Below are 17,558 nucleotides of genomic sequence, written 5' to 3' on the forward strand. Positions count from 1 at the left end.
CCGCTTAGCGGGCGTTTTTCATTGGGCGTTCTTCATCAGTACTGTTCCCACGGTAGCCCGTCGTGGCGCCAGCCGTTGACCGTGTTGCGATGCCGGTCGGTATCGAGGTCGCCCTCGAAACCGTGCTGGACGTAGTAGACGGTGACGAAGCCCGCGCCTTCGAGCGCGCGCGCCGCGGCGGTGGAGCGGTTGCCGCTGCGGCAGATCAGCAGGACGGGCCGCGCCGAAACATGGCCGGCGAGCTTCTTCACGTTCTGCACGAAGTGCGGGTTGACCTCCCAGTCCGGGCCGTCGTTCCACGGCACGTTGTGGGCGCCCTTGGGATGGCCGACAAACAGGTATTCCATCTCGCTGCGGCAGTCGATGAACAGCGCATCGGGCTCGCGGTCGAGCAATTGTCGGGCGTCGGTGGGAATCAGCGGTTGCATGCGGGCGGACGACGTGCGGCGGATAGGGCTCCCAGTGTAGTGCCGACGCCCCGCGGTCCGCAACCGCAAACCATTGACGCAACTGGTAAAATCGCGGTCTTGCCGCATCGAACCGAACCGAGCTCCGACATGAGTGCCGACATCCAAGCTGTCCAACCCGACACGCGCCCAGACACGCGTCCTTACACGCGTGGCGCCCGCCTGCCGCAACTGCTGCGCGAGCGCATCCTGATTCTCGATGGCGCGATGGGCACCATGATCCAGCGCTACAAGCTGTCGGAAGCCGATTATCGCGGCGCGCGCTTCGTTGACCACCACATCGACGTCAAGGGCAACAACGAGCTGCTGCTGCTCACGCGCCCGCAGGTCATCAGCGAAATCCACGAGCAGTATCTCGCGGCCGGCGCCGACATCATCGAGACGAATACCTTCGGTGCGACGCGCGTCGCGCAGGAAGACTACAAGATGGCCGACCTGGCGTACGAGATGAACGTCGAGGCCGCGCGCCTTGCCCGCGCCGCGTGCGACAAATATTCGACGCCCGACAAGCCGCGCTTCGTCGCAGGCGCGTTCGGTCCCACGCCGAAGACCGCGAGCATCTCGCCGGACGTGAACGACCCCGGCGCGCGCAACGTCGATTTCGAGGAATTGCGCGCGTCGTACTACGAGCAGGGCAAGGCGCTGCTCGAGGGCGGTGCCGACGTGTTCCTCGTCGAGACCATCTTCGACACGCTCAATGCCAAGGCGGCGCTGTTCGCGATCGACCAGCTGTTCGAGGACACCGGCGAGCGCGTGCCCGTGATGATCTCGGGCACCGTCACGGACGCATCGGGCCGCATTCTCTCCGGCCAGACCGTGGAGGCGTTCTGGAACAGCCTGCGCCATGCGCGCCCCGTGACGTTCGGCCTCAACTGCGCGCTGGGCGCCACGCTGATGCGCCCCTACGTGGCCGAGCTCGCCAAGGTCTGCGATGTGCCCATCTCCTGCTACCCGAATGCTGGCCTGCCCAACCCGATGAGCGACACAGGCTTCGACGAAACCCCGGAGGTCACGTCGTCGCTGGTCGAGGAGTTCGCGGCCTCGGGCCTCGTGAACCTGGTGGGCGGATGCTGCGGCACCACGCCCGAGCATATCGCCGCCATCGCGAAGCGGGTTGCCGACAAGGCCCCGCGCGCGTGGCCCGGCCACTATCGCGACGCCGCCTGATCCCGCGCCCCGTCCTAACAAATCGCGTCAAAACAAAAGCATTCGCCATGAGCCAGCAAAACCTGCCCCCGCGCCCGATGCGCCTGTCCGGCCTCGAGCCGTTCACGATCGACGAAGGCACGCTCTTCGTCAACGTGGGCGAACGGACCAACGTCACGGGGTCGAAGGCGTTCGCGCGCATGATTCTCGCGGGCCAGTTCGACGAAGCACTGGCCGTCGCGCGGCAGCAGGTGGAGAACGGCGCGCAGATCATCGACATCAACATGGACGAGGCGATGCTCGACTCGAAGGCCGCGATGGTCAGGTTCCTGAACCTGATCGCGTCGGAGCCCGATATCGCGCGCGTGCCGATCATGATCGACTCGTCCAAGTGGGAAGTTATCGAGGCGGGCCTGCAATGCGTGCAGGGCAAGCCCGTGGTCAACTCGATCTCGCTCAAGGAAGGCGAGGAGCAGTTCCGCCATCACGCGAACCTGATCCGCCGCTATGGCGCGGCATCGGTGATCATGGCATTCGACGAGAAAGGCCAGGCCGATACCTTCGAGCGCAAGACCGAAATCTGCAAGCGCAGTTACGACCTGCTCGTCAACGAGATCGGCTTCCCGCCGGAAGACATCATCTTCGATCCGAACATCTTCGCGGTGGCCACCGGGATCGAGGAGCACAACAACTACGCCGTGGACTTCATCGAGGCCACGCGCTGGATCAAGCAGAACCTGCCGTACGCGAAGGTGAGCGGCGGCGTGTCCAACGTGTCGTTCTCGTTCCGCGGCAACGACACGGTGCGCGAGGCGATCCACACGGTGTTCCTGTACCACGCGATTGCCGCGGGCATGGACATGGGCATCGTCAACGCGGGCCAGCTCGGCGTGTACGACCAGCTGGACCCCGAACTGCGCGAGCGCGTGGAAGACGTGGTGCTGAACCGCCGCGACGACGCGACGGACCGTCTGCTCGAGATCGCGGACCGCTTCAAGGGCGGCGCCGCGAAGAAGGAAGAAAACCTCGCCTGGCGCGGCACACCCGAGGCGCCCGTGTCGGTGGGCGACCGCCTGGCGCATGCGCTGGTGCATGGCATTACCAACTTCATCGTCGAGGACACCGAGGAAGCGCGCGTGATGATCGCCGCGCGCGGCGGCCGTCCGATCGAGGTCATCGAAGGGCCGCTGATGGACGGCATGAACGTCGTCGGCGACCTGTTCGGCGCGGGCAAGATGTTCCTGCCGCAGGTGGTCAAGAGCGCGCGCGTGATGAAGCAGGCCGTCGCGCATCTGCTGCCGTTCATCGAGGAAGAAAAGCGTCTGCTGGCCGAGGCCGGCGGCGACGTGCGCGCGCGCGGCAAGATCGTGATCGCGACCGTCAAGGGCGATGTGCACGACATCGGCAAGAACATCGTGTCGGTGGTGCTCCAGTGCAATAACTTCGAAGTGGTCAACATGGGCGTGATGGTCCCGTGCAACGAGATCCTGGCGCGGGCCAAGGTCGAGGGCGCGGACATCGTGGGCCTGTCCGGCCTGATCACGCCGTCGCTCGAGGAGATGGCCTACGTCGCGTCGGAGATGCAGCGCGACGACTATTTCCGCCTCAAGAAGATTCCGCTGCTGATCGGCGGCGCCACGACGTCGCGCGTGCATACCGCCGTCAAGATCGCGCCGAACTACGAAGGTCCCGTGGTGTACGTGCCGGACGCCTCGCGTTCGGTGAGCGTGGCGTCGAGCCTGCTGTCCGATGAAGGCGCGGCAAAGTACCTCGACGAACTCAAGAGCGACTACGACCGCATCCGCACGCAGCACGCGGGCCGCAAGGCGACGCCGATGGTCACGCTCGCGCAGGCGCGCGAGAACAAGACGAAGATCGACTGGAGCACCTACGTGCCGCCGAAGCCGAAGTTCATCGGCCGCCGCGTGTTCCGCAATTACGATCTGAACGAACTGGCGCAGTTCATCGACTGGGGCCCGTTCTTCCAGACGTGGGACCTCGCCGGCAAATTCCCGGACATCCTCAACGACGAGATCGTCGGCGAGTCCGCGCGGCGCGTCTTCTCGGACGGCAAGAGCATGCTTGCCCGTCTGATCCAGGGCCGCTGGCTCAGCGCCAACGGCGTGATCGCGCTCCTGCCCGCCAATACGGTCAACGACGACGACATCGAGATCTATACCGACGAGTCGCGCACCAAGGTCGCGCTGACGTGGCACAACCTGCGTCAGCAGAGCGAGCGTCCCGTCGTCGATGGCGTGCGCCGGCCGAACCGTTCGCTCGCGGACTTCATCGCGCCGAAGGAGAGCGGCATCGCCGACTACATCGGCCTGTTCGCGGTGACGGCCGGCCTGGGCGTCGAGAAGAAGGAGAAGCAATTCGAGGCCGACCACGACGACTACAGCGCGATCATGCTCAAAGCGCTGGCCGACCGGCTGGCGGAGGCGTTTGCCGAATGCCTGCACCAGCGCGTGCGTACGGACCTTTGGGGCTACGACGCCGCCGAGTCGCTGAACAACGATCAACTGATCGAGGAAGCGTATCGCGGCATTCGTCCCGCACCTGGCTATCCGGCCTGCCCCGAGCATACGGTGAAGGGACCGATGTTCGCGTACCTCGATGCCGCCGATATCGGCATGGGGATCACCGAGGCGCTGGCGATGACGCCGGCGGCGTCGGTGAGCGGCTTCTATCTGTCGCATCCCGATGCGACGTACTTCAGTGTGGGCAAGATCGGCACCGATCAGCTCGAGGACATGGCCGTGCGCCGCGGCGAAGACCGCGCGGCGATGGAGCGCGCGCTCGCGCCGAACCTGTAACGGCATGTCAACGCCCGGCGCGCGCGCCGTACCCCTTCCGGTACGCGCGCGCCGGGGAGTGTGTGGGGAAGGGTGTGGGGAAGGGCGTGGGAAAGGCACCGCTTTCCCGCAATATCCTGCTTACCGCTGCTTACAGGGCATCACAAGTGCTCACAGACGGTGCGGGACGGACTCCATAGACTGAGCCTCAGTTCACGTGACATCGCGTGAATGCCGCGGCGAATGTTTCGCCTCGGTGCATCTGAAAGGAGTCTCTCCCATGAAAAAGCTGCTGATCTCCCTGTCCGCTCTCTCGATTGCCGCCGCCTCGTCGCTCGCCATGGCACAAGGCACCGGCGTGTCCGCCGGCACGCAGGCCGGCGCTGGCCTGACGGCACCGGCCGCGGCCGGTACGTCCTCGGGTACCGCGGGTACGTCAGCGGGAGCGCAGGCCGGTGGAGGCGCGAGCGTCGCCACGCCGGGCGCGGCCGATACCGGCGCGGACGCCAAGGCAGACACGAAGGCAGAGAGCAAGACGGGCGCCAAGCATGGCAAGCATGCCGGCAAGGAAACCAGGGAAACGAAGGGCGCCAAGTCGAAGAAGGGCACCGAGGCCAGCCTCGGCACCAGCGCGGTGACGGGCGGCAGCACGGACGCCGGCAGCAAGATCCAGTAACCGGCAGACCGCCATCCCCCAGCAAGGGCGCCTTCGGGCGCCCTTTTTTACGCCCGCAAGCCCATGTAAATCCTGCATGTCATGTCAGCCTGACACCGACATCCTTGCGCAGGCCTCCGCACTACAATGCAAGAAACCGGCCCGTTCCGCCTAGCGCACCGGGCTGCCCCTTTACCGTGGAGAGACACCGATGATCCGCGTCTTGATCGCCGATGATCATGAGATCGTGCGCGCGGGTTTGCGCCAGTTCATTTCCGAAGAGCCTGACATCAAAGTGACGGGCGAAGCCGCGAGCGGCGATGAAGTGATGGCGCAGTTGCGCGACAGCGAGTTCGATGTCCTCGTGCTCGATATTTCCATGCCGGACCGCAACGGCATCGATGTGCTCAAGCTGATTCGGCAACGTCTGCCCAATCTGCCGGTACTCATTCTGTCCACCTACCCCGAAGACCAGTACGCGATCAACCTGATCCGCGCCGGGGCTTCAGGCTACCTCACCAAGGAAAGCGCGCCCGACGACCTCGTCAAGGCGATTCGCACCGTGGCGCAGGGCCGCCGGTATGTGAGCGCCACGGTCGCCGACCTGCTGATCGGCGGCCTCGACAAGCCGACCGAGCAACCGGTCCACCAGACGCTGTCCGAGCGCGAGTTCCAGATCTTCTGCAAACTCTCGCGCGGCCAGTCCGTCTCCGTCATTGCCGATGAACTGTTCCTGAGCGTGAAGACCGTCAGTACTTACCGCTCCCGCATCCTGGAGAAGATGGGCATGAAGACCAATGCCGACCTGACCTACTACGCCATCAAGAACGGCCTGGTCGAGTAAGCCGCGCCAACCCTCATCGCACCCACGCCCATCGCCTAGTCCGTACCCGAACCCCAGAGCCATGCCGGAGCAAGCCGCGGCCTCTTCGCACCGATTGCTGCGAGTCCTCCTGATCGAGGACTCGCCGGTGCTGCGCGGCATGTTGCTGGAGTACCTCGATGCGTTTCCGTTCGTGGAGAGCGTGGACTGGGCCGATACCGAAAGCACGGCGATCCGGCTAGCGAGCGAGGGCAACTATCACGTCGTGATCTGCGACCTGCAGCTCCGGCAGGGCAACGGCATCAATGTGCTGCGGGAAATGCAGAAAGCCGCGTTGCCCGGCATCCGCATTGTCTACACCAACCACGCGCAGGTCTCGATGTATCGCCGCCAGTGCAGCGAGGCCGGTGCCGACTACTTCTTTGACAAGTCGCTCGAGCTGGAACAGGTGTTCCGCGTCATCGAGGACTACGCCACCTCTCCGCAGTAACCGCTGAGCCCCGGAAGGGAAAACAGGGAGTAGGAAAGAGGCCCCGGGCCTCGACCCTCACGCCTCGACTTCCTCCTCGGGCGGCGCCAGCACCGTCGTCGTCAACGGCACCACCACACGCACCGTCACGCCCTTGCCTGGCGCGGAATCGATATGCATCGTGCCGCCGAGCGCCGTCACGCGTTGCTCCATCCCCAACAGTCCATGATGGCCGGCCGTGCTGCCCGCGTCGAAGTCGGGCGGCAGGCCTATGCCGTCGTCGCGCACCACCAGCGTGAGCGCCTGCGGGGTGCAGGCGAGGCTGACCGCCACGTGCCGCGCTTCCGCATACTTGCTCGCGTTGTTGAGCGACTCCTGCACGATGCGATAGAGCGCGATGGCCGCGCTGTCGCGCAGTTGCGGCACCGTTTCCGGCAGATCGACCGTGGTCTCCCATTCGTTGCGCGTGCCTACGTCCTCCACGGTCTGCACGATTGCCTCGCGCAGGCCCAGGTTCAGCAGCACCGTCGGCCGCAGGTCCTCGATCAGCCGGCGCTTGATCTGGATGCTCTGGTCCACGTGGAGCATCACGCGGGTGATCTTGTCGCGCGCTTCGGGATGGGTCTCCTGCACGCGCAGCCGCACCCAGTGCAGGTCCAGCTTGATGGCGGTAAGGATCGCGCCGAGCTCGTCGTGCAGTTCGCGCGCAAGGCGGGTCTTCTCGTCTTCGGTCACGCGCTGCAAGTGGGCGGCCAGCGCGGAAAGCTGGCGCGTGCGCGCGCGCACCTTGCGGTCCAGCCGCGCGCTTTCCTCTTCCAGCTGCACGCGCGCCGCTTCCGCCATCGCCATGCGGCGCGAATGGCCGAGCCCCACCGCGACGAGCAGCAGGATGTTGATCGCGGTCAGCAGGCCGATGCCGTAGCGCGAGAGCTGCAGATCGTGTTCGGCCGCTTCCAGGTTATGCGTGACGGTGCCGGATTCGCGCGCCTGCAGATGCTCGAGTCCGCGGCGCGCGTTCTCCATCGTCTGCTTGCCGTAGTCGGTGCGGATGAGGTCGAGCGCCACGTCGACGTCGCGCTTGCCGTAGACCAGCGTGAGCGCCATCTCGTTGACCTTGCGCGTGACGAACTGCGAGGTCTCCGCGAACAGACGCAGGCCTTCCGGATCGTCGGCGTAATGCTGGCGAATCTGCTGCATCAGCTGCGTGATGCGCGGCAGCGCCGCGTAATAGGGATCGAGGTAGCTTTCCTTGCCCGTCAGCAGGAAACCGCGCTGGCCCGCTTCCGCATTGACGAGTTCGCCCACGAGCGCGCCGAGATCGCTCTGCAGCTGCTGCGAGCGCACGGCCTGCGTATAGCCTTCGCGCAGGCGGAGGTTGCCGGTTTCCGAGGCGATGAGGACGGCCAGCGTCAGCACGATGCCGCCGGCGAGCAGCAGCGTGTTTCTGAGGAGAAGGGAATGCTTGACCATGTCGTTGAACCCGGAAAACACCGAAGAAGCCTTTGTTGATGCGCGGCCATAGGATCACATCATGCGCGCGGGGTCAATCGTACCGGGCCCCCCAATTGCCCGCATCCGGCGCGCAGCGTGGTGCGGTGTAGGACTCGGCTGACATGTGAATCGGCGGCGTTTCGGTTTTTGGTGAAGCACCCGGCCCCTACGATGAGCCTATGAGCTTGCGCACCGTGGCGCAAGCAGAAGGCGCCGAAAGCCGGTGCACTTCGCTAACCTCGGGAGACCGGCCATGCTGCACTACGCACTCGTCTTTTTCATTGTCGCCCTGATCGCGGCGATCTTCGGCTTCGGCGGTATTGCTGCCGGCGCCGTGGAAATCGCCAAGATCCTGTTCTTTATCTTCCTCGTCGTGGCGCTCGTCACCTTCGTGATGGGTCTGGTACGCCGCCGGTAGGTGAAGCGCAGCGGCACGATGGCCGCCTGAGGGCGGTCATCGTGTTTTGAAGGCGCCCGATCCGAGAAAAAGGAGTCCAACATGCTTACGCAGAATCCCAAGATCCGGAAGGAAATGAATCACCTCGCGGACAGCGCCCAGGCCACCGTCCGCCAGATCAAGCATTCGGCGCGCGATACGCGGGATGCCGCCCGCGACGCCGCGTCGCCGGTGTCCGATGAAGTGCGCGCGCTGATCTCGCAGTTGCAGCAAACCATCGAGGTGCTCGCGCACGAAGGCTCGGCCGAAAGCATGCAGGCCGGCGAACGTCTGCGCGAACGCGCCCACAAGATTGCGGACCGCGTGCGCGCGCAGACGTACGACGGTGTCCACTGGGCGCGCGATCACGTCGACGCCGCGGTGGACGTCGGCCGCCAGCGCGTGGTCGAGTCCCCGCTGAAGGCGCTGGGTATCGCGGCGCTGGCCGGTGCGTTCATCGGCTTGCTGCTGGCCGGACGCCGCAGCGACTGAACCGGATCTTCCGTTTTTCCGCTTTTCCGTTTTACCCCTGCAGCACCCCCCTTTCCGGATATATCCCTGATCCGGCGGCCCGGCCACCTCGCGGTGTGCCGGGCGCTTTTTTTTAGGGGAGCATGAAAAACGGCTCCCGAGGGGAGCCATGGCGGGGCCGAGAAGGGCGTAGGGATCCGTCAAACGCCCCAGAGCACGTCCGCGCCTTCCTTCTGCGAGGCGCGGAGCATGTCGAGGAACGGATAGGCGCGCTGGCCGAGGTGCAGCGGCTCTTCCTCGTGCTCGTCGTCTTCGTTCACCGACGAGTTCGCGGGGTGAATCTTCTTCGCGTCGGAGACGGCTGCTTCCAGTTTCTGGATCGCGCGCGGCAGTTCTTCCGTCGTGATCACCCCACGCTCGCCCAGATGCTTGCCAATGATGCCAAGCAGCGTGATGGCGAGGTCCTTCATCATGATCAGGTCCTGCGCCGCGTGGGATTTGAAGGTGATCAGCATGATGTGTCCTTTCTTCGAGTCATCGGAAACCATGGCTTTCCATGGTGTCCTTCAGGATGCACGCATTCGCAACCGCATGATGTCAGCATAGCACCTGATAAAATTCGGCGTTTATCCGAATTCATACTCAGTCGCGCGGCGCGCCGTTCACTTGACGGCGCCGCCGCGGACCCAGGGCCCGACACCATGCTGCCTGTTCAGACCTCCACTCTTGCCGCCGCGTTCACCGACGCCGTGCGGTCGCTCGCCCCGGCCGATGCGGCCCTGCCCGCCGTCACCTTCGAGCGCCCGAAGGTCGCCGCCCATGGCGACCTGGCCTGCAACGTGGCCATGCAGGTCGCGCGCGCGCTCAAGAGCAACCCCCGGGAGCTGGCGCAGCGCATCGTCGCCGCCGTGGAGGCCGACCCGCGCGCCCAGGCGCTCGTGGAGAAGCTCGAGATCGCCGGACCCGGCTTCATCAACCTGCGGCTGAACGCCGCGGCGCGCGCGGACGTTCTGCGCGCCGTGCTGACGGAAGGCGACCGCTTCGGCGCCAAGGCCCCCGGCGCGCACGGCCAGGTGCTCGTCGAATTCGTGTCCGCCAACCCGACCGGCCCGCTGCACGTCGGCCACGGCCGCCAGGCGGCCCTTGGCGACGCGCTGGCCAACCTGCTGGGCTGGCAGGGCTGGGCCGTGCACCGCGAGTTCTACTACAACGACGCGGGCGTGCAGATCCACACGCTGGCCACGTCCGTGCAGGCGCGCGCGCGCGGCCTCAAGCCGGGCGATGCGAACTGGCCCGAATCCGCCTACAACGGCGACTACATCGCCGACATCGCGGCGGACTTCCTGGCCGGCAAGACGGTCAGCGCATCCGATGGCGAGCCGGTGACGGCGTCGGGCAACGTCGAGGACCTCGAGTCGATCCGCAAGTTTGCCGTCACGTATCTGCGTAACGAGCAGGACATCGACCTGCAGGCGTTCGGCGTCAAGTTCGACCGCTACTACCTCGAGTCGTCCCTGTACAGCGATGGCCGTGTCGAAGACGCCGTGCGGACGCTGGTGGCCAAGGGCAAGACCTACGAGAACGAGGGCGCGCTGTGGCTGCGCACGACCGACGACGGCGACGACAAGGATCGCGTCATGAAGAAGACGGACGGCACGTACACGTACTTCGTGCCCGACGTCGCCTATCACACGACCAAATGGGAGCGCGGCTTCCACAAGGTCATCAACGTGCAGGGCAGCGACCACCACGGCACCATCGCGCGCGTGCGCGCCGGTCTGCAGGGGCTGGACATGGGCATTCCGCAGGGCTATCCCGACTACGTGCTGCACAAGATGGTCACCGTGATGAAGAACGGCGAGGAGGTGAAGATCTCCAAGCGCGCGGGCTCGTACGTGACCGTGCGGGACCTGATCGAATGGAGCAACGGCGGCGACCGCACGATCCGCGGCTGCCTGGAGTCCGGCGTGGCCGACTGGCCGGCGCTGTTCACGCGCGGCCGCGACGCGGTGCGGTTCTTCCTGCTGTCGCGCAAGGCCGATACCGAATTCGTATTCGACGTGGACCTGGCGCTGAAGCAGAACGACGAGAACCCGGTGTACTACGTCCAGTACGCCCATGCGCGCATCTGCTCGATCTTCGAGGCATGGGGCGGCGCGGACTGGGCGGCCCGCCTGCCGGAGCTCGCCGGCGCCGACCTGGCGGCCGTGACCGCCGCGGACGTCAGCCCGCAGGCGCTGGCGCTCGGCCGCAGGCTGGCCGAGTTCCCGGACATGCTGGCCGCGGCTGCGGGCGAGCTTGCGCCGCACGCCGTGGCCTTCTACCTGCGCGACCTGGCCGGTGACTTCCACGCGTTCTACAACGCCGACCGCGTGCTGGTAGACGACGAAGCCGTCAAGCGCGCCCGCCTGGCGCTGCTGGCCGCGACCCGCCAGGTCCTGCGCAACGGCCTGGCCGTGATCGGCGTCTCCGCGCCGCAGCGCATGGAGCGCGAACAGGCGGCCTGACCGCCCAACCGTGAGGGGCCGTGACGGGTGCGATCGCGGCGGCGGCATTTTCGGATCGCCGCCGTCATGCGTGGTCTCGGACTGGCCCTATAATCGCGAGCATCACCGAAGAGGACTTCATGCAACAGAAAGCCAAGCGTGCCCAGGGCACCCGCCGTCGTGACAGTCAACATGGCGGTACGTTTCTGGGCCTCGTGCTCGGCCTGATCGTCGGCCTGGCCATCGCCGTTGTGGTCGCCTTGTACATTACCAAGTCGCCGGCGCCGTTCCAGCAGAAGAACGCGAATGGCGGTACGGCGGCGCCGCGCCCGAGCGAACCCGGCAATGTCGCGAGCGCGCTGCCGCCGCCGACCCAGCCGCAACAGCCCGCGCAGGGTGCCGACCAGACGGATCCGAACAAGCCGCTGTGGAGCAAGACGCCGGCCAAGCCGGTGGGCCAGCCGCCCGAGTCCGCCCCTTCGGGCGCCGCCGCGCCGGCCCAGCCGCCGGTCGCCGTGACCCGGCCGCCGGAAACCGGTACCGGTGGCGCCGCGTCGCGCCCCCAGACGCCCGCTTCTCCCCCGCCGCAGGCGGCCCGTCCGGCCGAGAAGCCCGTGGCCGACCCGATTGCCGAGATCGCACAGGCGGACGCCAACAAGGTGGGCTACCTGCTGCAGGTGGGCGCGTTCCGCTCGCAGGACGATGCCGATCGCCAGAAGGCGAACCTCGCCATGCAGGGATTCGAGGCCAAGGTGACGGACCGCGATGTCAACGGCGTGAAGATGTACCGCGTTCGACTGGGACCGTTCAACCGGATCGAGGACATGAACCGCGCGCGGGACCGGCTGCAGTCGGCCGGCTTCGAGGCGTCGGTGATCCGCTTCACCAAGCAGTAAGCAGAGACGGGCTTCCGGTTGAACCGGAGGCCGCCGGACTGGTCTTAAACGCACACCTACGACGCAACGCACACCACCAACGCAGAACCCGCCATGAAGAAACTCGCCGCCCTGTTTGCCACGATCGCCGCCGTGAGCGGTCTGCTGATGACCGCGCCCGCCGCCCAGGCCGCGCCGACCGAAGGCAAGGATTATCAGGTCCTGAAGGCGCCGCAGCCAGTGCCGGCCGGCAAGATCGAGGTGACCGAGTTCTTCTGGTACGGCTGCCCGCATTGCTACGACTTCGAGCCGGAGCTCGAGGCATGGGTGCACAAGCAGGGCAAGGACGTGGTGTTCAAGCGCGTGCCGGTCGCCTTCCGCGACGACCTGCTGGCCCACACGAAGATCTTCTACACGCTGGAGGCGCTCGGCAAGCTGGAAGCGCTGCACGGCAAGGTGTTCGAGGCGATCCACAAGGAGCGCAAGCGGATGCTGAGCACCGACGAGATCGCCGATTTCATGGCCAAGAACGGCATCGACCGCAAGCAGTGGCTCGATACCTACAACTCGTTCTCGGTGACGACCAACGCCCAGCGCGCGAACAAGATCGCCGACGCGTACAAGATCGACGGCGTGCCGACGATCGTGGTGCAGGGCAAGTACGTGACCTCGCCCTCGATCGCGGGGACGAAGGGCGCCGCCATCCAGGCGATGGACTTCCTCGTGACCGGCGTGCGCGACAAGAAGCTCTGATCGCCAGCCAACGTCATCTGCCGGCCCGGCCCGCCGAAAGGTGCGCCGGGCCGTCTTGTCTTCAGGCCGACCCAGCGCTTACAGTGAAACGATGCGACCTCTGAAAGTTTTCCTCACCGGGGCATCCAGCGGCATCGGGCAGGCCCTTGCGCGCGAGTACGCGTCGCAGGGCGCGATGCTCGGGCTCGTCGGCCGCAACGAGGCGGCCCTGCGCGACTTCGCGGGGACGCTGCCCAATCCCAACGCGGTGCAGGTCTATGCCGCCGACGTGCGCGATGCCGAGGCGATGGCCCGCGCGGCGGCTGACTTCCTCGCTCATGTCGGCTGTCCCGATGTGGTGATCGCCAGCGCGGGGATCTCCATCGGCACGGTGGCGGAGTCCGCCGAGGACCTCGAGGTGGCCCGGTCGGTCATGGATACGAACTGGTACGGAACCCTTGCGACGTTCCAGCCGTTCCTCCCCGCGATGCAGGCGCGCGCGCCGGGTTTTGGCGGCCTGCGCGGCACGCTAGTCGGCATCGCGAGCGTCGCCGGTGTGCGCGGGCTCGCGGGCGGCGGGGCGTACAGCGCCTCCAAGGCGGCCGTGGTGAAGTTGTGCGAATCCCTGCGGCTCGAGCAGAAGCCGCACGCGATCCGCGTGGTGACGATCGCGCCCGGCTATATCCGCACACCGATGACGGCGCACAACCCGTATCGCATGCCGTTCCTGATGGATGCCGACCGTTTCGCGCGCAAGGCCGTGCGCGTGATCGCCGCGGGACGGCGCTATCGCGTGCTGCCGTGGCAGATGGGCATCGTCGCCGCCGTGCTGCACGTCATGCCGCGGTGGCTGTACGACCGGTTGTTCGCGAACGCGCCGCGCAAGCCGCGGCAGGAGCGATCGCATTGAATCACGCGCCTGCTCGCACGGATGCCTTGGGCCACGTGCATGCGGTGGCCGGCGGCGATGCGCGAATCGCCTCCCTCGTGCCGTCGATCACCGAGTTGCTGTTCACCCTCGGCCTCGGCGACCGGCTCGTCGCGCGCACGGGCTTCTGCATCCATCCGGAACCGGACGTGCGCGCGGTGCCGAAGGTCGGCGGGACAAAGGACGTGCGGATCGACAAGCTGCGCGCGCTCGCGCCGACGCATGTCATCGTCAATATCGACGAGAACCGGCGTGAAACGGTGGACGAGATTCGCACCTTCGTGCCGCACGTCATCGTGACCCATCCGTGCGCGCCGGAGGACAACGTGCCGCTGTACCGGCTGCTCGGCGCGATCTTCGGACGCGAGCCGCAGGCCGACGCGCTGGTCACGTCGCTGGAGACCGAACTCGACGCGATCGGCCGCACCGCATGGCCCGCGCGGCGCGTCCTCTACGCGATCTGGCAGGATCCGTGGATGACGGTATCCCGCGGCACGTACATCAGCCGCATGCTCGCGCGCGTGAACTGGGAGACATGGCCCGCGGAGACGCCCGAGGCCTGCGTCGATGGCGATTGCAGCCGACCGAACGCGACCGGCGAGCGGTATCCGACGTTCCGCTGGAGCGACGCGCTCGTGCGCGAGCTCGATGCCGTGCTGCTATCGACCGAGCCGTATCGCTTCACCGAGACCCATGTGGATGCGATGGAGCGCCAGCTCGGTGTGCCCGTGCTGCTCGTGGATGGCGAGATGCTGTCGTGGTACGGCAGCCGCGCGGTGGCCGGCCTGCGCTATCTGGCCGGCCTCGCGCGGGAAGGGTTCTAGGACAGGCTAAGCGACAGGCTAAGCCGCCCGGAAGCGGAAGATGCCGTCGTCGCCGAGTTCGCGCACCAGCTGTCCGCGATGCCACAACGCATGCAGGTGAGCGAGCGCCTCGCCCATCGCGAACGTGAGCTGGTGGATATCGAACTGGCGGCGGAAGATCACGCCGACGATATCGTGCGCGTTGCACGGTTTCTCCGCGCACGCGGCAAGGGTTTCGGCCAGGCGATCGACGTGGTGGTCGTGCAATTGCCGCAGCCGCGTATGGAGATTGCGGAACGGGCGGCCATGCGACGGCAGGATCAGCACGTCGTCGGGCAGGCCTTCGTACTTGCCCAGCGAATCGAGGTAGAGCTGTAGCGAATTCGCCTCGGGCTCCATGTCGAACACGCTCACGTTGGTCGAGATGCGGGGCAGCACCATATCGCCCGAGATCAGCACGTTCGTCGTGGCGTTGTAGAGCGCCACGTGTTCGGGCGCATGGCCGAAGCCCGTGATCACGCGCCATTCCGCGCGCTGGGTGTCGTTGCCGAGCTTCACGACGTCGCCGTCCATCAGCCGGCGGTACTGGCCCGGCAGATCGGGCACGAGCGATGGGTAGTAGCTCTTGCGCGCGCGCAGCTTCTCGAGCAGGTCCGGATCGGTCAGGCCGTGGCGCTCGAAGTGGCTCGCCGCAAAATCGCCGCCGGCATTGGAGCCCGCGCCGGTGCCGCTGTTCATGACACGCGCGGTCATATAGTCGCCGAGGCTCATCCACAGCCGCACGTTCCAGCGCTTGCATAGCCAGTGCGCGAGGCCGACGTGGTCCGGATGGCAATGCGTGACGAGCACGCGCAGCACGGGCAGGCCGTCGAGGTGCCGCGCGAAAATGGTTTCCCAGTGCGCCTGGATGGTGTCGTTCGTGATGCCGCAATCGATGATGGTCCAGCCTTCCTGGCCATCGAGCCGGTCCCGCACGAGCCACAGGTTGATGTGGTCGAGCGCGAACGGCAGCGGCATGCGCAGCCAGTAGATGCCGGGCGCGACCTCCTGCCGGGTGCCGGGTTCGGGCAGGGTGTCGCCGAAGGGATATTGGAGCTGATGTTCGAGGGCGTTCATGGAAAGTCTCAGAGTGCGCTCTTGGGTCATTGTCAGTGGATAGACTTGACGCTAACGTTAACGTCAATTCGGGCGCTTGTCTGCCCCATGGTAGTCGAAAACTTGACGACACAACGACCGATCCAACGAACCGATATCACGCACCCATGCCGGCTCAGTCCTCTTCCGCCACCTATACGATTACCGACCTCGCGCGCGAGTTCGACGTGACGCCGCGCGCGATCCGCTTCTACGAGGACCAGGGTCTGCTGTCGCCCGAGCGCCAGGGGCCCGGGGGCCGCAAGCGTGTCTACAACGGGCGCGAGCGGACGCGGCTCAAGCTCACGCTCCGCGGCAAGCGGCTCGGACTGACTCTCAATGAAATCAAGGAGATCCTCGATCTCTACGAGTCGCCGCGGGACACCGCGCCGCAGCTTGAACGCTTCCTGCATGCGCTGGCCCAGCACCGGGAAACGCTCGAACGCCAGATGGAAGACCTCCAGGCGCAACTGGCGGAGATCGATGCGCATGAGCGCCAGTGCCGGACGCTGCTTGCCGGCAGGCAGGAGAGTGCCGCGTAAGACCCACGCATCGGGATCGCCGCAATTGACGTTTACGTAAACGTAAATAGAATAGCGGACAACGACCGGAACCACGCGAAAGACAAGGAGACCCAGATGACCGAACTGCCAGGCCTGAGATTCGATCTTGGCGAGGATATCGAGATGCTGCGCGGCGCCGTGCGCGATTGGGCACAGGCCGAACTGGCGCCTCGCGCCGGCGAGATCGACCGCACGGACCATTTTCCGATGGACGCATGGAGGAAGATGGGCGACCTCGGTGTGCTCGGTATCACCGTGGCGGAGGAGTATGGCGGCGCCAACATGGGCTACCTCGCCCACATGATCGCCATGGAGGAGATCAGCCGCGCCTCGGCGTCCGTGGGACTCTCCTACGGCGCGCATTCGAACCTGTGCGTGAACCAGATTCATCGTAACGGCACGGCCGCGCAGAAGGCGAAGTACCTGCCGAAGCTGGTTTCCGGCGAGTGGATCGGCGCGCTCGCGATGAGCGAGCCCAACGCCGGCTCTGACGTCGTCAGCATGAAGCTGCGCGCGGACTTCAAGGGCGATCGCTACGTGCTCAACGGCACCAAGATGTGGATCACGAACGGGCCCGACTGCGACGTGCTCGTCGTGTACGCGAAGACCGAACCGGACCTCGGCGCGCGCGGCATGACCGCGTTCATCGTCGAGAAGGGCATGAAGGGGTTCTCTGTCGCGCAGAAGCTCGACAAGCTCGGCATGCGCGGCTCGCACACGGGGGAACTCGTATTCCAGGACGTCGAGGTGCCCGTGGAGAACATGCTCGGCGCCGAAAACAGCGGCGCGAAGGTGCTCATGAGCGGGCTCGACTACGAACGCGCCGTGCTGTCGGGCGGTCCGGTCGGCATCATGCAGGCGTGCATGGACGTGGTCACCCCCTATATCCACGACCGCAAGCAGTTCGGCCAGAGCATCGGCGAATTCCAGCTGATCCAGGGCAAGGTCGCCGACATGTACACGACGCTGCAGGCCGCGCGCAGCTACCTGTACACCGTGGGCAAGAACCTCGATGCGCTGGGCACGGACCACGTGCGCCAGGTCCGCAAGGACTGCGCGGCCGTCATCCTCTACACCGCCGAAAAAGCGACTTGGATGGCCGGGGAAACGGTGCAGATCCTGGGCGGCAATGGCTACATCAACGAGTATCCGGCCGGGCGCCTGTGGCGCGACGCCAAGCTGTACGAGATCGGCGCGGGCACGTCCGAGATCCGCCGCATGCTGATCGGCCGCGAACTGTTCGCCGAGACGATGTGACCCCCGGGCGTCGCCAACGGATGTAAG

At 66.1% G+C, this 17,558-nt stretch carries 18 protein-coding genes; 14 read left to right on the plus strand and 4 right to left on the minus strand.

Annotation, left to right across the window (positions count from 1 at the left end; genetic code table 11):
- Nucleotides 1–35: 35 nt before the first annotated feature.
- Nucleotides 36–428: a rhodanese-like domain-containing protein gene (locus KHP16_RS00120; protein WP_109582378.1), complete on the minus strand. Its 393-nt coding sequence runs from the start codon at nt 426–428 to the stop codon at nt 36–38.
- A gap of 129 nt (nt 429–557) precedes the next feature.
- On the opposite strand from KHP16_RS00120, the gene KHP16_RS00125 reads away from it, so the two are divergent.
- The 5 genes from KHP16_RS00125 to KHP16_RS00145 all read left to right on the plus strand — a co-directional run bounded on the left by KHP16_RS00125 (nt 558) and on the right by KHP16_RS00145 (nt 6,376).
- Entirely contained in the window at nt 558–1,634 is a 1,077-nt protein-coding gene (locus tag KHP16_RS00125; protein WP_109582377.1) for a homocysteine S-methyltransferase family protein, read from the plus strand.
- Nucleotides 1,635–1,681: 47 nt separating this feature from the next.
- Complete coding sequence (metH, locus tag KHP16_RS00130; RefSeq protein WP_109582376.1) at nt 1,682–4,429, plus strand: methionine synthase; 2,748 nt, start codon at nt 1,682–1,684, stop codon at nt 4,427–4,429.
- A 259-nt stretch (nt 4,430–4,688) separates the two neighbouring features.
- Nucleotides 4,689–5,084 carry a hypothetical protein gene (locus KHP16_RS00135; RefSeq protein WP_109582375.1) on the plus strand — a complete coding sequence of 132 codons (396 nt, stop codon included), beginning with the start codon at nt 4,689–4,691 and terminating at the stop codon, nt 5,082–5,084.
- A gap of 190 nt (nt 5,085–5,274) precedes the next feature.
- The gene (locus tag KHP16_RS00140; RefSeq protein ID WP_109582374.1) at nt 5,275–5,907 is read left to right on the plus strand and encodes a response regulator; all 633 of its coding nucleotides are present in this window, start codon (nt 5,275–5,277) and stop codon (nt 5,905–5,907) included.
- Nucleotides 5,908–5,968: 61 nt separating this feature from the next.
- On the plus strand, nt 5,969–6,376 hold the full coding sequence (locus KHP16_RS00145; RefSeq protein WP_109582373.1) for a response regulator: 408 nt from the start codon (nt 5,969–5,971) through the stop codon (nt 6,374–6,376).
- A 57-nt stretch (nt 6,377–6,433) separates the two neighbouring features.
- Here the strand turns inward: KHP16_RS00145 and KHP16_RS00150 are convergent, their stop codons facing one another.
- Nucleotides 6,434–7,825 (minus strand): CHASE3 domain-containing protein, encoded by a 1,392-nt coding sequence (locus KHP16_RS00150; protein WP_109582813.1) that lies wholly within the window; start codon nt 7,823–7,825, stop codon nt 6,434–6,436.
- 274 nt (nt 7,826–8,099) lie between these two features.
- On the opposite strand from KHP16_RS00150, the gene KHP16_RS00155 reads away from it, so the two are divergent.
- Nucleotides 8,100–8,264 (plus strand): DUF1328 domain-containing protein, encoded by a 165-nt coding sequence (locus tag KHP16_RS00155; protein ID WP_109582372.1) that lies wholly within the window; start codon nt 8,100–8,102, stop codon nt 8,262–8,264.
- 81 nt (nt 8,265–8,345) lie between these two features.
- A complete protein-coding gene (locus tag KHP16_RS00160) occupies nt 8,346–8,774 on the plus strand; it encodes a DUF883 family protein (RefSeq protein WP_109582371.1) in 429 nt (142 codons plus the stop codon).
- 179 nt (nt 8,775–8,953) lie between these two features.
- On the opposite strand, the gene KHP16_RS00165 is transcribed toward KHP16_RS00160, so the two are convergent.
- Complete coding sequence (locus KHP16_RS00165) at nt 8,954–9,268, minus strand: DUF1840 domain-containing protein (protein ID WP_109582812.1); 315 nt, start codon at nt 9,266–9,268, stop codon at nt 8,954–8,956.
- Between the two features lie 186 nt (nt 9,269–9,454).
- Between KHP16_RS00165 and argS the strand changes: the two genes are divergently transcribed.
- The 5 genes from argS to KHP16_RS00190 all read left to right on the plus strand — a co-directional run bounded on the left by argS (nt 9,455) and on the right by KHP16_RS00190 (nt 14,598).
- Entirely contained in the window at nt 9,455–11,260 is a 1,806-nt protein-coding gene (gene argS / locus KHP16_RS00170) for an arginine--tRNA ligase (RefSeq protein WP_109582370.1), read from the plus strand.
- 119 nt (nt 11,261–11,379) lie between these two features.
- Nucleotides 11,380–12,135 (plus strand): SPOR domain-containing protein, encoded by a 756-nt coding sequence (locus KHP16_RS00175; RefSeq protein ID WP_109582369.1) that lies wholly within the window; start codon nt 11,380–11,382, stop codon nt 12,133–12,135.
- 93 nt (nt 12,136–12,228) lie between these two features.
- On the plus strand, nt 12,229–12,867 hold the full coding sequence (locus tag KHP16_RS00180; RefSeq protein WP_109582368.1) for a thiol:disulfide interchange protein DsbA/DsbL: 639 nt from the start codon (nt 12,229–12,231) through the stop codon (nt 12,865–12,867).
- Nucleotides 12,868–12,958: 91 nt separating this feature from the next.
- Complete coding sequence (locus KHP16_RS00185; RefSeq protein ID WP_115953918.1) at nt 12,959–13,756, plus strand: SDR family oxidoreductase; 798 nt, start codon at nt 12,959–12,961, stop codon at nt 13,754–13,756.
- Entirely contained in the window at nt 13,753–14,598 is an 846-nt protein-coding gene (locus KHP16_RS00190) for a helical backbone metal receptor (protein ID WP_109582366.1), read from the plus strand. Before KHP16_RS00185 ends, KHP16_RS00190 begins: the two co-directional genes overlap by 4 nt.
- An 18-nt stretch (nt 14,599–14,616) precedes the next feature.
- Here KHP16_RS00190 and KHP16_RS00195 read toward each other — a convergent pair whose 3' ends face one another.
- A complete protein-coding gene (locus KHP16_RS00195; RefSeq protein WP_115953916.1) occupies nt 14,617–15,693 on the minus strand; it encodes an MBL fold metallo-hydrolase in 1,077 nt (358 codons plus the stop codon).
- 146 nt (nt 15,694–15,839) lie between these two features.
- Between KHP16_RS00195 and KHP16_RS00200 the strand changes: the two genes are divergently transcribed.
- Together KHP16_RS00200 and KHP16_RS00205 are read left to right on the plus strand one after the other, a co-directional pair.
- Nucleotides 15,840–16,253, plus strand: coding sequence for a MerR family transcriptional regulator (locus KHP16_RS00200; RefSeq protein WP_109582364.1), 414 nt, complete (start codon nt 15,840–15,842; stop codon nt 16,251–16,253).
- Between the two features lie 96 nt (nt 16,254–16,349).
- Nucleotides 16,350–17,531, plus strand: coding sequence for an isovaleryl-CoA dehydrogenase (locus KHP16_RS00205; RefSeq protein ID WP_211959402.1), 1,182 nt, complete (start codon nt 16,350–16,352; stop codon nt 17,529–17,531).
- Nucleotides 17,532–17,558 lie beyond the last annotated feature (27 nt).

Source organism: Cupriavidus plantarum (assembly GCF_905397285.1).
In the GTDB taxonomy this organism is placed as follows: Bacteria; Pseudomonadota; Gammaproteobacteria; order Burkholderiales; family Burkholderiaceae; genus Cupriavidus; species Cupriavidus plantarum.

Coding starts and splice junctions, on each gene's coding strand:
- KHP16_RS00120 (WP_109582378.1), bottom strand. CDS start 428: ATGCAACCGCTGATTCCCACCGACGCCCGACAATTGCTCGACCGCGAG.
- KHP16_RS00125 (WP_109582377.1), top strand. CDS start 558: ATGAGTGCCGACATCCAAGCTGTCCAACCCGACACGCGCCCAGACACG.
- metH (WP_109582376.1), top strand. CDS start 1,682: ATGAGCCAGCAAAACCTGCCCCCGCGCCCGATGCGCCTGTCCGGCCTC.
- KHP16_RS00135 (WP_109582375.1), top strand. CDS start 4,689: ATGAAAAAGCTGCTGATCTCCCTGTCCGCTCTCTCGATTGCCGCCGCC.
- KHP16_RS00140 (WP_109582374.1), top strand. CDS start 5,275: ATGATCCGCGTCTTGATCGCCGATGATCATGAGATCGTGCGCGCGGGT.
- KHP16_RS00145 (WP_109582373.1), top strand. CDS start 5,969: ATGCCGGAGCAAGCCGCGGCCTCTTCGCACCGATTGCTGCGAGTCCTC.
- KHP16_RS00150 (WP_109582813.1), bottom strand. CDS start 7,825: ATGGTCAAGCATTCCCTTCTCCTCAGAAACACGCTGCTGCTCGCCGGC.
- KHP16_RS00155 (WP_109582372.1), top strand. CDS start 8,100: ATGCTGCACTACGCACTCGTCTTTTTCATTGTCGCCCTGATCGCGGCG.
- KHP16_RS00160 (WP_109582371.1), top strand. CDS start 8,346: ATGCTTACGCAGAATCCCAAGATCCGGAAGGAAATGAATCACCTCGCG.
- KHP16_RS00165 (WP_109582812.1), bottom strand. CDS start 9,268: ATGCTGATCACCTTCAAATCCCACGCGGCGCAGGACCTGATCATGATG.
- argS (WP_109582370.1), top strand. CDS start 9,455: ATGCTGCCTGTTCAGACCTCCACTCTTGCCGCCGCGTTCACCGACGCC.
- KHP16_RS00175 (WP_109582369.1), top strand. CDS start 11,380: ATGCAACAGAAAGCCAAGCGTGCCCAGGGCACCCGCCGTCGTGACAGT.
- KHP16_RS00180 (WP_109582368.1), top strand. CDS start 12,229: ATGAAGAAACTCGCCGCCCTGTTTGCCACGATCGCCGCCGTGAGCGGT.
- KHP16_RS00185 (WP_115953918.1), top strand. CDS start 12,959: ATGCGACCTCTGAAAGTTTTCCTCACCGGGGCATCCAGCGGCATCGGG.
- KHP16_RS00195 (WP_115953916.1), bottom strand. CDS start 15,693: ATGAACGCCCTCGAACATCAGCTCCAATATCCCTTCGGCGACACCCTG.
- KHP16_RS00200 (WP_109582364.1), top strand. CDS start 15,840: ATGCCGGCTCAGTCCTCTTCCGCCACCTATACGATTACCGACCTCGCG.
- KHP16_RS00205 (WP_211959402.1), top strand. CDS start 16,350: ATGACCGAACTGCCAGGCCTGAGATTCGATCTTGGCGAGGATATCGAG.